This is a genomic window from Deinococcus proteolyticus MRP, from assembly GCF_000190555.1.
In the GTDB taxonomy this organism is placed as follows: Bacteria; Deinococcota; Deinococci; order Deinococcales; family Deinococcaceae; genus Deinococcus; species Deinococcus proteolyticus.
On the sequence record NC_015161.1, the window covers coordinates 1241926 to 1257097 of the forward strand.

The following is a 15172-nucleotide window of genomic DNA, read 5'->3' on the forward strand; positions in this document are numbered from 1 at the left end:
CCCAGCCTCGGCAGCCACACAATCGGGAAAGTATAGGAGCTGGCCGCCCCAGAGGGTGTGAGCTGAATTGGAATGCAGCCTGTGGCCTTCAGGCCGGGCCCAGCAGCAGCTCCAGCCCCCGCGAGGCCGTCTCGCGCAGGCTGAGGCTGGCAAAGGGTGTCAGGGGTGTCTTATCCGGGTTGATTTCTATCACCCGGCCACCTGCCCGCTGGGTCAGGGAAGCCAGACCGGCAGCCGGATACACCACACCGCTGGTGCCGATGACCAAGGCCAGCTCGGCCTGCATGAACGCCTGCTCGGCAGCGGCCAGGGCGTCTTCCGGCAGGAATTCACCGAACCAGACGATATGAGGCCGCATCCGGTGACCGGCGGGCGACTGCGGCGGCAAGGTCAGCGGAGGAGGGGCAGGCAGGGGCAGGACTTCGCCCGTCACCTCGTCGCGGGCCAGGCCAAGATTGCCGTGCAGCTCCACCAGCTGCCCGCCCTGAGCCCCGCTGCCGGCGCGGGCATGCAGACCGTCTACATTCTGGGTCGCCAGGAAAAAGCCGGCTCCTTTTTGCCGCTCCAACTCGGCCAGCAGGGTATGAGCGCGGTTGGGCTGCGCGGCCAGCACGTCGCGGTAGCGCCCGGCGTACCACTCCCACACCAGCTCCGGGTCGGCAGCGTAAGCGGCGGGGCTGGCGAGGTCTTCGGGCCGGAAGCGGGCCCAGTGGCCGGTCTGGGCATCCCGGAAAGTGGGAATGCCGCTTTCGGCACTTACGCCTGCGCCGGTCAGTACAGCGACGCGGTGAGCGGCTTGCAGGGCAGTGCGGGCAGCGGCAAGGTCCATGTCCATACTGCCCAGCGTACGGCAGCCGGGCCGAGCTGCGCCCGCACAGAGCCGCCTTGCAGCACCCGCAAGCCCGGTTTCCTTCATGGATTTGTGATGCAGCGATGATAATCTGGGGCCGTTGAGCAGCCATAGGAGGCGTACAGTATGAAGTTAACCCCATCTCTGACTCTGGCCCTGGCCCTCGGCGCCTCCCTGTGGGGCGCGGGCGCAGCGCAGACCCTGATCGATACTTCCGCCGCCGTGGGCGTATCGGGCACCCTGAACAGCATCAGCGGTCCCAGCCCCAGCGTGATTCCGCAGGTGCGCGAGCGCCTGGACGCGGTCCTCGACCCGTCGGCGCAGGTAACGGTCGCCGGCGAGGTGGCGCCCGCCCCGGCCATCGGTAGCCCGGCGGCTGCACAGCCAGGCACTACACAACCAGTCACTGCACAGCCTAGTGCTGGGCAGCCCGCCCCCGCACCGGCCCTGACGGCCGAGCAGCTCAGCGTGCTCCAGGCCGCCTACACGGCCTTGGAACAGGGCAACGCCGCGCAGGCCCGGCAAGGATTCGAGCAGCTGATTTCGCAGAATTACCGCCACCCCGAGGCGCACTTCGGACTGGCGCTGGCACTGCTGGCCCAGGGCCAGACCGAGGCCGCCCGCTTTGAACTGGGCCAACTAACGGCGCTGGCGCCTGACCGTTACGAAGGCCCCTACAACCTGGGCGTGCTGGCGGTGCAGGCAGGGCAGTACCCCGAGGCCCTCACCTACTTCGGGCAGGCCGCCACGCTGGCCCGCACTACGGCCAGTGAGGACGGGCAGCTGTACGTGCTGCGCGCCCTGGCCGCCGAACAGAGCCGCGCCGCTGATTACGCCGGTCTGCGCCAGACGCTGGGCGAGATGGTGGCCCTGGACCCCGGCAACGCTGAACTGAAGCTGCGGCTGGCCCAGGCCCAGACCCTGACTGGTGAGGGGGTGGCGGCACTGCCGGGCACGTACGAGGCTCTGGGCAGCACCCGTACCCAGGCGGACGCCGCACTGCTGCTGTCCGACATCTACGAGGCCCAGGGCCTGCCTGAGCGCGGCCTGAGCGAGCTGGACCGCGCCCTACAGAGCGTGACGGCCGAGGATGAGCGAGCCCGGCTGCTGCTGCGCCGCGCCCGGCTGCTGGACGCGCTGGGGCAGAGTGCCGCCGCCATTACGGCAGCCGAGCAAAGCGTACGCCTGCGCGGCAACGACGCGGCCGCTTTCGCGCTGCTGGGCGACCTGCGCCGAGGTGCCGGCAACTCCCAGGGTGCGCTGCAGGCCTACCGCGAAGCGGCGCTGCTGGAGCCGAAAAACGCCGACTACCGCACCGAACTGGCCGCGCTGCGCCTGGGCCTGGGCCGCTACGCCGATGCCCGCCGCGACGCCGGCATGGCGCTGAACATGAACGCCTCGCCGGTGACCCAGGCCCGCGCCGAGCTGGTGCTGGGGCTGCTGGACTACCGCAGTGCCCGCTACGCCAGCGCCAGTACCGCGCTGCGCTCCAGTGCGGCCAAGCTGCCAAGCGCCGAGACCTACCTGTGGCTGGGCCTGAGCGAATACAAGCAGAAGAACTATGCCGGGGCCACCGAAGCCCTGAGCGAAAGCGTGCGCCTGTACCCCACTCCCCTGGCCCGCCGCAACCTGGGCTCGGCCCTGCTGGCCGCTGGCCGCGCCGCTGAAGCCGAAGCCCTGCTGCTGGGCCTGGTGACCGAAACGCCCGGCGACGCCGAAGCCTGGTACCTGCTGGGCCTGGCCCGCCGCGCCGACGGCAAGGCCGCCGAAGCACGCGCCGCATTCCAATCGGCGGCTGCCCTGGGCAGCACCGCCGCGAGAGGAGCCCTGAAATGAGCCGACTGGAAGGACGCAACCGTCTGCCCGATATTCTGATTGGTCTGGTGGTGTTGGCGCTGCTCGTCGGGTTCGCCGCCCTGCTGTTCGGACAGAAGCGGACCACCACTGCAGTGAAGCAGACCACCCAGGTCGAAGCCCCACCCGAGATTCCCGCCGCGCCAGGTACGCCGGCCAAGCCGGACACCGCTTCGGCGACCGCCACTCAGGCCAGCGGTCAGACGGACGAAGACGGAGACACGGAAGAGGACGGAGATGCAGCGTCCAGCACCGGTACGGAGGAAGTCACCATTACTCCGGCCCCCGCCGTGACGGCTCCCGCACCTGCGGCGTCCACTGAGGCAAACGGGGAGACCGCAGCGCCAGCAGACTCCGAGCCAGACGACGGCGAACCAGCCGACAACGAGACAGCCACCTCCGCACCGGCAGCCACCCCAGATACTGGCCCTGATACCGCCGCAGCACTCACGCCCCGTACTGGCGGCGCCGTGCCGGCCAGCGCAGACCGGGTGCCTACCCGGAACGACTACCGTATCAGCTTGGGCGGCTTCAGCTCTACAAACGCCGCCGTGAACCAGACGGCCGCCGTAGCGGCGCTGGGCTACACGGTGTACTCCATCGACCTGGGCGACCAGGTGGTGGCGCAGGTGGGCCCCTTCGCCGATTCGGCCGCCGCGCAGCGTGCCCTGGCCGATATCCAGCGGGCTTACCCCCGGGCGTCCCTGTTCGCTCCCCGGGCCGGCGCCGCAGCTCCGGCTCCGGCCAGCCATTCCCCATCGTCCTCCGCACCTGCAACCTCGCGTGCCCCGGCCGCCCCGGCTCCAGCGGCGCAGACCCCCACTGCCCCAGCACGCCAGACGCCAGCGCAGCAAGCGGCGCCCCGGCCGGCCACGTCTCAGCCGGCCGCGCAGGCGGCAGCACAACCCAAGCCGGCACAGCCCAAGCCAGCTGCTCAGACCAAACCGGCGCAGCAGGCTCCGGCACAGCAGGCAGCCCCTCGCCCGGCGCAGCAAGCTCCAGCGCAGGCGGCCCCCAGGCCAGCGACGTCTCAACCCACTGCACAGGCCCCGGCCCAGCCCAAGCCGGCCGCACAGCCCAAGCCAGCTGCTCAGCCCAGACCGGCGCAGCAGGCTCCGGCACAGCAGGCAGCTCCAGCTGCACAGGCAGCTGCCGGCCCCGTCTACCTGCAGGTCGGTGCCTTTGATGAACCTGACCGCGCCCAGCAGCTGGTCAGCGACCTGCAAAGTCAGGGCTTCAGCCCCAGCGTCAACGCCCCCGAAGGTGAGCGGGTCCGCGTGATTATCGGCCCCTTTGCTGCCGACGAGGTCGCCCGCGCCGAAGCCCAGCTGGACGCCAGCGGCTACGACCACTTCCGCCTGCGTTGAGTGCATTTTCCGACCCCCGCCCTAGAAAGAAGGACCCCACATTCATGACCATCCCCTCCGCCACGGTCAGCCGCTTGGTCACCTATCTGCGCATTCTGGAAGAATTGGAACTGAGTGAGGTCCGGCATACCAGTTCCGGCGACCTGGCCGAGCGGGCGCAGGTCACAGCTTTTCAGGTGCGCAAGGACCTGACCTACGTGGGCCGTCACGGCACCCGTGGTAAGGGTTACACCGTAGCGGTGCTCAAGCGCGAAATTATCCGTGTTCTGGGGCTGAACCAGCGCTGGAAAGTGGTAATTGTCGGTATGGGCCGCCTGGGCCACGCCATCGCGAATTTCCCGGTGGCTGCCGAATACCAGTTCGAGTACGCTGGGCTGTTCGACGTGGACCCGAACGTGGTGGGCACATCGGTGGGCGGCCTGCCGATACGCCACATGTCTGGGCTGCCCAAGTTCGTCAGCGAGCAGGGCGTGGATATGGCCTTCCTCACCGTTCCACCGGAACGTGCCCAAGCCGCCGCCGAGCAGCTGGTGCAAGCTGGCATCTACAGCATCCTGAACTTTGCGCCCATTGTCTTAAGACCCCCGGCGCCACAAGATGAAAAAGAAATTAGTAAGACAAGGGAACACCATAATGTGACCGTCGAAAATGTCGATTTTCTGGCGGGCATGAAACGCCTGGCGTACTACACACGCAGGCCAAGTGGGCCAGAAGCGGAGGATATATGAGAAAAGCAAGCACGATTCTGGCTCTGGCCCTTGGACTCACCGCCTGTGGACAGGGTGGATTGGAGCCAGGCTTTAACGTTGTCGGTGGGGTGAATGGCGCCAAGATCGACGTTGAGGTGATTTATGCACGTGACGCTTCTGGCAATCTGATCGTCAAAGAAAATAATTTTGTACTTCAACAGCCTAGCGTCTCTTTCGTGGCTCAGGCAGGTTCCCTCGGTGGCACCGTACATAGTGCAACCGTCACCATGAAAGACAGCAGCGGCAACCTCTATGGTGACCAGGCCGGAAAATACAGCCAAAGCTTCACCGCCAATATCATTCCAGGTTGGGCCTGTGTCACGGACGATGTGCCTGATCTGGAAAGTCCTCCCGTTGGCTGCACCAACCCTGTAGCAGTTCAGCGGGTCACAACGCCCGATCCGAAGAATTCTCAGCTCATCTCTCCACAAGTCGCGCAGCAAGCAGCAGCGGACTGCGCCAGCGCTTTCGGCTGTGTGACCAACCTCAAAGCGGACATCCTGTTCGGTGTGAGAGACAATCGGGGCACAGAGCGAACTGTCGCTGTAAATAATGTGCCTGTCAGTGTCTACGCCAACTATAAAAGCGAGGAAACGCCATGAAAAGCAAAACTGTGATTTTGGGATTCTCCGCGCTCCTGGCCCTGACTGCTTGTGGAGGAGGTGGCGCTCCTGCCCCTACCGCTCCTACAACCGGTAACCAGGCCCCTACCGTCGCGATTCGCAGCATGGCAAATCAACCCCTAACTGATAAGAATTTCTTGCAGCCGGGTGCCAGCCTGATGATCCTGACCAGCGATGATGACGTCGTAAAAACTGTCACCTATTCCCTGGCCGGACCGGTCTCGAAAGCGCCCGTGCAGCTAGGGTCCGTGGAAGGCAAGAACACCATCAATCTGCCGCCCGACCTGACAGAAGGTACCTACACCATGACGGTCCAGGCGACAGACAGCCAGGGGGCCACCAGCACAGGTACGGCCTCTTTCCGCATCGACACCACCAACCCGCAACTGGTATCGGTGACGGTGAATGGGCAAACTGTGGGCAGCAGCAATATCAGCGCTGCAGGCACGGCGGCCCTGAAGGTTGTGGCGCACGATACTTCGGGTCCAGTCGCCCTGGTCCTCACTGAGGGCCAGGAGGTGCTGGCACAAAACAGCAATGAGCTGAACTTTGACCTCGCCAGGAAAAAGGACGGCTCTCTGCGCGAAGACGGCAGCTACTCGTTCATGCTGACGGCCACCGACCCAGCCGGTAGGACCACCCAGCAAGCAGTCAATGTCACCCTGGTGAAGAAGGACGCCTCCAGCGGCCCGGTGGAGCAGGTGCCGACGCCCACCCTGCAGGTGATCGGCGAAGGTCCATTCGCCGGCAACATGGGCGTGAACGCCTCGGCCAATATCGGCCCTTCCTCCCAGCTGGACAAGATGGTCCTGGTGGTCACCGATTCCACCGGCCGTATGGACAGTCAGACCTATGTCACCACTCAGGCCAATCAGACCTTCAGCGTGGACACCACGCAGTTCACCAATGGCCCGGTCAAACTGCAGGTCTTTGCCTACACCAAGGGGGGACTGGAAGGCGCCAGCCCAGTGCAGAGCATTGAGGTCAAGAACATCAATGCTCCCCAGATATCCGTCGTGGCGCCGGTAGACGGCTCGACCTTCAACGCGCCGACCCTTCCGGTCCGGGTCACCATCACCAAGCGGACTTCCTACTTCAGCTTCGTGAGCGGTCAGGTGAGCGTGGAACTCCGCGACTACCGGGGTGCCCTCAAGGCCACCAGAACCCTGGACATCTCCAACCCCAGCACTTGTACAGGGGATACGAAAGCCACGCTGACCTGCAACACCAGCTTCGATATGGCAGACGGCGACGCCGGAATTTACTCGGTGACGGCTTCAACGAGTGTCAACGTAGATGGTCTGGGAGAACAGCGCCTAAGCGCTACCAGCCGCTTCACCTCGACGGTGCAGAATGCCAGCGCTCCGGCCAATAACATCATCCTGCCCATTCGGATTTCTAATGACGGCAGCAATGTGGCCGAGCTGCCCAGCGCTACGGCCAAGCTGCCGGTGCTGAATCGTGGTTCCGGTGTGATGGTTCACGCTTCCGACAACGATGGCCTGAAATATGTCCAGGTGCGCTTCCTGTACCCAGATGGACGCCCAGTTAACTCCTATCTGCTGAACCGCAAAATGGTGGACGTATCCGAAACATATGAAGTGGTTATGCCGATTGAGCTAGACGGCTCTGAGTACATCCCTGACGGGCAGTACATCCTGCAGATGACGACCGAAGACACGCTTGGCAACACCAACATCCAGGAGATGTGGGTACGTGTCGATCGCGCTCAGCGTGGACAGCTCTTCAAGACCGAAGCCGTCTTCACCGATGCCCGCTCGTTCGTGAACGGACAATTGACGCATAGCAGCGGAGCCTGGGGGCTTGGTTGTAGCGATAAAACGGTAGATGCCACGACTGAGGCAGGGAGCCTGACAAATTGCGCCAGCCTGCAAGCTGACAGCCGGGTTATCGCCCTCACCTACTTCCGGAACCCTGAAGGTGTAACCAAGGTGGTTGGCCGCACCATATCGCCCGTTACCACTGCGGGCACGTCGGTCATCAGCCGGGTGGGCTTCAATGCCGAAGGGACCTACTGGGTCTCCTGGCTGGTGCAGGACCTGAACACCGGCGTGGTCGAAAGCATCAGCGGGCCTGAGCTGGCCGTTCAGAAGAACTCCAACCAATAACCTGCTCCTGCTGGAATATCCAGAAACGCCTGGATACTCACCGCAAATAACTCAGTATCCCCGACGCGATTTCCTCCACGCTTGAGCTGGTGGTGTCCCGCACGGGGATATTCCATTTCTGGTACAGCCGCTCGGCGCGGTGCACCTCGTACTCGCACTGCTCAAGACTGGCGTAGCGGCTGCCGGCCTTGCGCTGGGTGCGGATGGCGTGCAGGCGCTGGGGGTCGATGGTCAGGCCGAACAGTTTGGTGCGGTAAGGCTCCAGCGGGCGCGGCAGCTGCTCGGTTTCGAAATCGTCCTCGGCCAGGGGGTAGTTGCTGGCCCGGATGCCGTGTTGCAGCGCCAGAAACAGGCTGGTGGGGGTCTTGCCGGCCCGCGATACGCCAACCAGAATCACGTCGGCCAGGCCATACTGCTTGTCGCCTACACCGTCGTCGGTGGCCAGGGCGAAGTCCAGCGCTTCCATGCGCCCCAGGTAGCCCTGTTGGTCGGCCATATCGTGAAAGCGCCCCGGCAGCCGGACAGCCGGGCGGCCGAATTCTTCTTCCAGCTGCTGCACGCTGCGGCTGAGCAGGTCGAAGTGCACGGCGGGGGCGCGGCGCAGTTCGGCCAGGACCTCGTGGACCGTAATGGTGGTGAACAGCAGCGGCTTTTCGGCCTGCGTATCGGCGGCTTCCAGTTCGGCGGCCAGGGCGCGGGCCTTGGCCACCGTGTCTATAAATGGGCGCAGCGAGTAGTTCAGGTCCTCATCGGGAAAGTGGGCCAGCAGGGCGCGGGCCATGTTCTCGGCGGTAATCCCAGTGTGGTCTGAAACGACAAGGACCTGACGTGGCTGTGGCATACGCCCAGACTAGCGCGGGAAAGGAGTGTCCAGAATTTTAGGACCGGAACGAACCGTCTCACGGTTTTGGGCTAAACTGACCGCGAGTCAATACACTCACAATTTGGCAGCTGCACGGTAGGAATGCTGGCGCCGTCCCCGGACAGGCCTGCCGCATTCTCCCTGCTTTTCTAAGCTCAAGGAGACGTTATGGAGATGATTCGCCCCTTTGAAACCCTGCGTATGACCGATGTGGAAACGGTCGGCGGGAAGAACGCCAGTATCGGCGAGATGATTCAGGGTCTGGCCGGCGCTGGCGTGCGCGTGCCCGGCGGCTTTGCGACCACGGCCGACGCCTTCCGGCTGTTTCTGCGCGAGAACGACATCGAAACCCGCATCAACGAGCGGCTGGGTGCGCTGGACGTGAACGACGTGACCGAGCTGGCGCGTGCCGGCAAGGAAATCCGGCAGTGGGTCGAGGAAGCGCAGCTGCCGCAGGCGCTGGAAGACGCGGTCCGCACCGCCTACGCCGGCCTGGGCGACGATGTGGACGTCGCCGTGCGCTCCTCCGCCACAGCCGAGGATCTGCCGGAAGCGTCCTTCGCTGGGCAACAGGAAACCTTTTTGAATGTGCGCGGCATTGACGCGGTGCTGCACCATGTGCGGCTGGTGTTTGCCAGTCTGTACAACGACCGTGCCATCTCCTACCGGGTCCACCAGGGCTTTTCGCACTCGGAAGTCGCCCTTTCGGCGGGCGTGCAGCGCATGGTGCGCACCGACCTGGGCGTCAGCGGGGTGGCCTTTACCCTGGACACCGAAAGCGGCTTCCGCGACGCCGTGTTCGTGACTAGCTCTTACGGCCTGGGCGAGATGGTGGTGCAGGGTGCAGTGAACCCCGACGAGTTCTTCGTGTACAAGCCGGCACTGGAACAGGGCAAAAAAGCCGTGCTGCGCCGCACCCGTGGCAGCAAGCAGAAAAAGATGATTTATGCCGAGGCGGGCGGAGTGCAGACGGTGGATGTGGACGCCGCCGAGCAGGCTGCTTTCTCACTGAACGACAGCGACCTGGAAGAACTGGCCCGGCAGTGTGTGACCATCGAGAAGCACTATGGCCGCCCGATGGATATCGAGTGGGGCAAGGACGGGCGCGACGGTCAGATTTATATCTTGCAGGCCCGGCCTGAGACGGTGCAGAGCCGCGCCGGACGTACCCTGGAGCGCTTCGAGATGAAGGGCCAGGGCGAAGTGCTGGTCGAAGGCCGCGCCGTGGGCAACCGCATCGGCGCGGGCGTGGTGCGGGTGGTGCGGGACGTGTCACAGATGGATGCCGTGCAGGACGGCGACGTGCTGGTAGCCGACATGACCGATCCCGACTGGGAACCGGTGATGAAGCGGGCCTCCGCCATCGTGACCAACCGGGGCGGGCGCACCTGCCACGCCGCGATTATCGCCCGTGAGCTGGGGATTCCGGCCGTGGTGGGTTCCGGTACGGCCACCCGCGACCTGACCGACGGCCAGGCCGTGACCGTATCGTGCGCCGAGGGCGACACCGGCTACGTGTACGCCGGGCAACTGGACTTCCAGCTGAACCGGGTGGAGCTGGACGCCATGCCGGAAGTGGGCATGAAAATCATGATGAACGTGGCTTCCCCCGACCGCGCCTTCAGCTTCGCGGCGCTGCCCAACGCCGGGGTGGGCCTGGCCCGCGTGGAGTTCGTGATTTCCAACGTGATCGGGATTCATCCCCGCGCCCTGCTGGATTATCCCAACGTGCCGGCGGACGTGAAGGCGCAGATTGAGGAAAAGACAGCCGGGTACGCGACCCCACGCGATTTCTTCCGCGAGAAGCTGGCCGAAGGGGTCGCCAGCATCGCCGCCGCCTTTGCGCCCAAGCCGGTAATTGTGCGCCTGAGCGACTTCAAGAGCAACGAGTACGCCCACCTGATCGGCGGCCCCGCTTACGAGCCCACCGAAGAAAACCCCATGATTGGGTTCCGGGGAGCTTCACGTTACCGCAGCGCTGACTTTGCCGAAGCCTTCGCGCTGGAGTGTCAGGCCATGAAGGAAGTGCGCGACGACATGGGCCTCACCAACGTGCAGCTGATGATTCCTTTCGTGCGGACCGTGGGCGAAGCCGAGCGCATCATCGAAATTCTGGCCCAGAACGGCCTGAAGCGCGGCGAAAACGACCTCAAGGTCATTATGATGTGCGAGGTGCCCAGCAACGCCATCCTGGCCGACCAGTTCCTGGAACACTTTGACGGCTTCAGTATCGGGTCCAACGACCTCACCCAGCTGACCTTGGCGCTGGACCGCGACTCGGGCCTGGTGGCCGACCTGTTCGACGAGCAGAACGAAGCTGTGCTGACACTGATGAGTATGGCGATTGCCACCGCCAAACGGCAGGGCAAGTACGTGGGCATCTGCGGTCAGGGCCCCAGCGACCACCCAGAGCTTGCCAAGTGGCTGATGGACCAGGGCATCGACTCGGTGAGCCTGAACCCCGACAGCGTACTGAGCACCTGGCTGCACCTGGCGGGCGAGCAGGCCTAAGCAGCGCTCCGAAGCCAAGGCCCCTGCCCGGTTGGGTGGGGGTTTTTCATGCCAAGATAGGCCATGTATCCCAACTGGTCAGCCGCAGAGTTTGCCTGTGCCCTTGACCACATCCGCCTGACCGACAACAATCGGCGGATCCTACAGGCATTTCTGGACGCGCCAGAGCACACTCTGACGGCGCATTCTCTGGCAAGAGCAGCGGCCCTGAAAGGTGGCCGGACGGCTGCCAACCTCCGTATTGGAGAACTGGCACGCAAGTTTGCACCTCTGCTGGGGCCTTTGCCTGACGAGGGTGACGGCAACCCGCACTGGTGGCGCTACATCGCTGCCGGGAAGTGGCGTGATGGACACTTTCATTGGACCTTGCGGCCTTCACTGAAAGTGGCGCTACTGACGAACGGATGGGAGGAAGCAGCATCTCATGAATCCGGCGAAATTCCCTTACTGGTCGCCCAAACCTACAGAGAAGGCAGCTTACGGCAGATTCAGGTCAATGCTTACGAGCGAAACCCCGCCGCTAGAGCTGCTTGTATCAACTATTTCGGAACAGCCTGTCAGATTTGCGAAACCGATTTGGTTGATATTTATGGCGACGTGGCGCGGGGCTATATTCAGGTTCATCACCTGCGTCCCCTAAGGCGAGTACTATCAGGTCAATCCCCTGACTGAGCTTATACCTGTCTGTCCTAATTGCCATGCCATGCTGCATCGGCGGCAGCCTGCCTACACCCCTGAAGAAGTGCAGGATATGCTGAGCTCTTCCAGAACTTGACGCCCAGCATTCACCCTGGTGTCGCGGACAGTCCCGCTCTGTAACCAGATGGCCTCCCCCAACTCCCAGACTACTTCCAGCACTGCATAGCTTTGCCGCTTTACACTTCTACACATGACCCTCTCTCCCAACCCCGCTTCAACCGCCAACGCCCTCGCTCTGACCAGTATCCGCCTGTATCAGCGCTACCTCTCGCCCTACAAGGGCTTTCGCTGTGCCTGCGCTGCGCTGCACGGCGGCGAGAGTTGCTCGGCGGCCGTCAGCCGCATTATCCGCAGCCAGGGCCTACGGGCCGGGCGGAAAGATATCGCCGCGCAGTTCCGCAGCTGCCGCGCTGCCCACGACGCCATCCTGCGCGGCGCTCCGCTGGCCGGCGGTGTCCGTCCCCAGGCTGGGATGCAGGGCGTGTTCTGCTGCGGCCCGATTCCCATTCCCTTCCGCTGCGGCTGAAGCCTGACCTGCCGGATGCCGCTTGATTTCCCTCCTTTCTCCCGTCTGAAAAAGCTGTCCCTAGAGAGCCCGTGCCTGGAGACACCGTGAGCACTGCACCCACTTCTCCCGACTGGACCGACACCTCCGCCCTGCTGGGCTGGGACGGGCTGCTGGCGGTGGTCCGGGAGGCGGTGCAGCACGGCCTGGAGCGCCTGAGCCTGTACGGCCCCATCGCAGGACTGGCCTTACTCATCGCGGCACTGTACGGGCTGGCGTATCTGACACTGCGCTGGCTGACGTTGCAGCTCACCGAGCGGTTCATAGCGGACCTCACGCGCCGCGCCATCTGGCAGCATTTCCTGCTGCTGTTCCTGCGGCTCACGGTCTGGATGCTGGGCATCATTTCGGTCCTCGCCATCACGCCGGGGGTGAACAGCTACGCCGGGCCGGTGCTGCGGGTGTACCTGCTGCTGCTGATGCTGACGGTGGGCTGGAGCGCCATCCGCTTTTTCCTGAACCGTGAAGCCAGTCACTGGGACCTGGACGGCAGCCTCACCCTGCTGGTGAGCAATGTACTGCGGGGGCTGTGGCTGCTGCTGGGGGCTTACCTCATCTTCGCGCAGTTCGGCATCAATCTGGTGCCGATTCTGGGCGGCCTGGGTGTGGCGGGCCTGGCGGTGGGGTTTGCGGCGCAGGACATTCTGGCCAACCTGATCAGCGGCATCACCCTGCTGCTGGACCGGCCCTTCCGTATCGGGGACTGGATCCGCACCAAGGACCACGAGGGCCAGGTGTGCGGCCTGACGCTGCGCACCACCCGCATCCGCACCCGCGACAACGAGTACGTCTCCATTCCCAACAAGGAGCTGGCCGGGGCCGTGGTCACCAACCTGACCCAGGGCGGGGCGCTGCGGCTGAATGTAGGGGTGCGGGTCGGCTACCAGACCGACATAGAAGTGGCCCGCGCCGCACTGCTGCGGGTCATGCACACCCATCCCAAAGTCATGGGGCAGGAACACCCCCCGCAGGTTCTGGTGCGCGAGCTGGATGAATCCTCGCTGGAACTGATCATGCGCTTCTGGGTCTGCGAGGAGGATGTCGCCACCTATCCCGTGACCACCATGCAGCTGCGAGAAGGTGCCAAGGCGGCGCTGCAGGCAGCAGGCATAGCGCCACCTTTTCCGCAGCTTCAGGTTCACCTGGGGCAGGCGGACCTGGAGCAAGCAGAGCGCAGTGGGTAAGACAGCCGTGGACTGGACGGCAGCAGGCCCGACACAGAGCGGCCCTGATACGGGCCTGATGCGGCCAACCACACCGCAAGGAGCCACATCCCCTGCCAAGGAAGTGGCGGCCTGACAGAGCGGGCGTGGGGACTCACCTCACTCCCCATGTCCGCCGAGCCGCGCTGGCCGGGCCCGAATCGCTAAAGCTTTAGCGATTCGGCCGCCGTCCGGATTACTTAGGGCTGCCGGGGACGGTCTGGCCGCCCTGGGTGCCTTGAGTCCCCTGGGGAGACTGGCCCTGGCTGCCGTCTCCGGTCAGTTCGGCAGGCACGATGACACTACTCAGCGCGTAAGCCTGGCTACCGCCGGCGGTCAGCGCCTTACCGGTGACCTTCAGGTCAGCAGGAAGGGCTTCGCTGTACACGTTGGTCAGCGTGCCCTGTCCCGGAGTCTGCGTGCCCGGCACCACGTGGTAGCCCAGGACATACCCGGCCACTTCGGGATCGGCCTTGACCGCCTGCACGAGGGCGGGGTCCAGCGCGGCGAAGGCCTCGTCGGTCGGCACCAGCAGGGTGTACTGGTCGTCCAAGATGGCTTCTTCCAGGCCGGCGAACTTCACCAGGCTCAGGAAGGTGCCGAAGCGGCCGTCGGCCTGCAGGGCGCTCAGGATGGTCTCGCCCTGGGCCTGAGTGCTGTTCTGGCCCGCCGTGGCCGGGGCTCCAGCGCCCTGGTTTCCAGTGGTCTGACGTGCGGCAGCGCTGTCTACGGCAGTCCCTGCGCCAGTCGTAGCCGTGCCGGTGCCAGCTGAACCGGTGCTGGCCGTACCGGTCACACCTGCCGCGGCTGCAGAGTCGCCGTAGTCGGGAACGGCGGGGGTGGCCGTCATGTCGCTGGCAGTGCCGGTGGTACCGACCATATCCACGCTGGGGCCGGCGGGGTCGGGGGTGCTGCCTTCAGACAGGCTGGCGTCGGTGGTGCTGCCCACGGTGCCGCTGGCCGCCGCATCAGTCAGGGGGGCGGTACTCTCGGGGGCAGTGCTGCCAGTCCCGCTCTTATCCATTTCAGCCTGGGCGGCGGACAGGTCGGAGGAATCCACAGTCACACTGTCAGCGACCGGTGCAGACGTGGCTCCCGTGGTCGCCTGGTCCCAGACGGCGTTGGGCAGCAGGGCCCGGAGGCTGTCCGAGATGGTCAGGCCGCGCGGGGCCGGCAGGCGGGCAGGAGCCGGGGTGTTCAGCAGACCACGGCTTTCCAGAATGCGGCGCACAGCCAGTGCACTTTCCGGCAGGCTGGCGGAGGCAGAAGCGGCAGAAGTCGCGAGCATGGGCGCTGCCGTGCTCGCGGACGAAGCGGCGCTCTGCTGAGCACTGGGCACGGAGCTGTCAGAGGCGGAGGACTGCGCCGCAGCAGCACCCAGCAAGGTGGATAACATCAGAGCGGTGGAAAAGAGACGCTGTTTCATGGTTTGAACCTCGGAGGATGGAGAGGAGAAAGGGCCGGGTTCTGCCGCTGCCAACCCCACCCCGGAGGTGGGCAGGCCCTGGCCTGGGAGCAGCGCTGGCGAGCTAAGCAGAACGGAGACGCCTTTACCGTGCCACCCCCGGACATGAGGAATATTGCATTCCGGTGGGGGGCTTCTGGCGACCGGCGTGATGTGATGGATGAGACCCCCGGTCAGATTGCCGTCACCTGACAGGGACGCAGCTCAGGTGGGCTGCAAACTGCCATACGCAAGCCGACCTCCTCTCATTCGGCCTCACGTGCTGCCGTGTAGGTGCGCCAGATCAAGGCGTGTTC

12 protein-coding genes are annotated in these 15172 nt (G+C 64.7%); 9 read left to right on the top strand and 3 right to left on the bottom strand.

Features of this window, described 5'->3' with window-relative positions; all coding sequences use genetic code 11:
• Positions 1 to 88 precede the first annotated feature (88 nt).
• Positions 89 to 829: an SIR2 family NAD-dependent protein deacylase gene (locus DEIPR_RS05955; RefSeq protein WP_041222598.1), complete on the bottom strand. Its 741-nt coding sequence runs from the start codon at positions 827 to 829 to the stop codon at positions 89 to 91.
• Between the two features lie 147 nt (positions 830 to 976).
• Between DEIPR_RS05955 and DEIPR_RS05960 the strand changes: the two genes are divergently transcribed.
• From DEIPR_RS05960 to DEIPR_RS05975, 5 genes are read left to right on the top strand one after another with little or no spacing between them, the layout of a single operon-like run.
• Complete coding sequence (locus DEIPR_RS05960; RefSeq protein WP_013614937.1) at positions 977 to 2686, top strand: tetratricopeptide repeat protein; 1710 nt, start codon at positions 977 to 979, stop codon at positions 2684 to 2686.
• Positions 2683 to 4071 (top strand): SPOR domain-containing protein, encoded by a 1389-nt coding sequence (locus DEIPR_RS05965; protein WP_013614938.1) that lies wholly within the window; start codon positions 2683 to 2685, stop codon positions 4069 to 4071. Before DEIPR_RS05960 ends, DEIPR_RS05965 begins: the two co-directional genes overlap by 4 nt.
• Before the next feature lie 44 nt (positions 4072 to 4115).
• Positions 4116 to 4799 carry a redox-sensing transcriptional repressor Rex gene (locus DEIPR_RS05970; protein ID WP_013614939.1) on the top strand — a complete coding sequence of 228 codons (684 nt, stop codon included), beginning with the start codon at positions 4116 to 4118 and terminating at the stop codon, positions 4797 to 4799.
• Entirely contained in the window at positions 4796 to 5422 is a 627-nt protein-coding gene (locus DEIPR_RS13895; RefSeq protein ID WP_013614940.1) for a hypothetical protein, read from the top strand. The genes DEIPR_RS05970 and DEIPR_RS13895 overlap by 4 nt, the downstream gene beginning before the upstream one ends.
• Positions 5419 to 7572, top strand: coding sequence for an Ig-like domain-containing protein (locus tag DEIPR_RS05975; protein WP_013614941.1), 2154 nt, complete (start codon positions 5419 to 5421; stop codon positions 7570 to 7572). The genes DEIPR_RS13895 and DEIPR_RS05975 overlap by 4 nt, the downstream gene beginning before the upstream one ends.
• A 37-nt stretch (positions 7573 to 7609) precedes the next feature.
• Here DEIPR_RS05975 and DEIPR_RS05980 read toward each other — a convergent pair whose 3' ends face one another.
• On the bottom strand, positions 7610 to 8413 hold the full coding sequence (locus DEIPR_RS05980; protein WP_013614942.1) for a pyruvate, water dikinase regulatory protein: 804 nt from the start codon (positions 8411 to 8413) through the stop codon (positions 7610 to 7612).
• A gap of 189 nt (positions 8414 to 8602) precedes the next feature.
• On the opposite strand from DEIPR_RS05980, the gene ppsA reads away from it, so the two are divergent.
• The 4 genes from ppsA (at position 8603) to DEIPR_RS05995 (ending at position 13393) form a co-directional block, all read left to right on the top strand.
• Complete coding sequence (gene ppsA, locus DEIPR_RS05985) at positions 8603 to 10945, top strand: pyruvate, water dikinase (RefSeq protein ID WP_013614943.1); 2343 nt, start codon at positions 8603 to 8605, stop codon at positions 10943 to 10945.
• A 63-nt stretch (positions 10946 to 11008) separates the two neighbouring features.
• Positions 11009 to 11617, top strand: coding sequence for an HNH endonuclease (locus DEIPR_RS13900; protein ID WP_169310676.1), 609 nt, complete (start codon positions 11009 to 11011; stop codon positions 11615 to 11617).
• Positions 11618 to 11834: 217 nt separating this feature from the next.
• On the top strand, positions 11835 to 12170 hold the full coding sequence (gene yidD, locus DEIPR_RS05990; protein WP_013614944.1) for a membrane protein insertion efficiency factor YidD: 336 nt from the start codon (positions 11835 to 11837) through the stop codon (positions 12168 to 12170).
• An 86-nt stretch (positions 12171 to 12256) separates the two neighbouring features.
• A complete protein-coding gene (locus tag DEIPR_RS05995) occupies positions 12257 to 13393 on the top strand; it encodes a mechanosensitive ion channel family protein (protein WP_013614945.1) in 1137 nt (378 codons plus the stop codon).
• A 214-nt stretch (positions 13394 to 13607) separates the two neighbouring features.
• On the opposite strand, the gene DEIPR_RS06000 is transcribed toward DEIPR_RS05995, so the two are convergent.
• Positions 13608 to 14699, bottom strand: coding sequence for a fasciclin domain-containing protein (locus DEIPR_RS06000; protein ID WP_148231790.1), 1092 nt, complete (start codon positions 14697 to 14699; stop codon positions 13608 to 13610).
• Between the last annotated feature and the right edge of the window lie 473 nt (positions 14700 to 15172).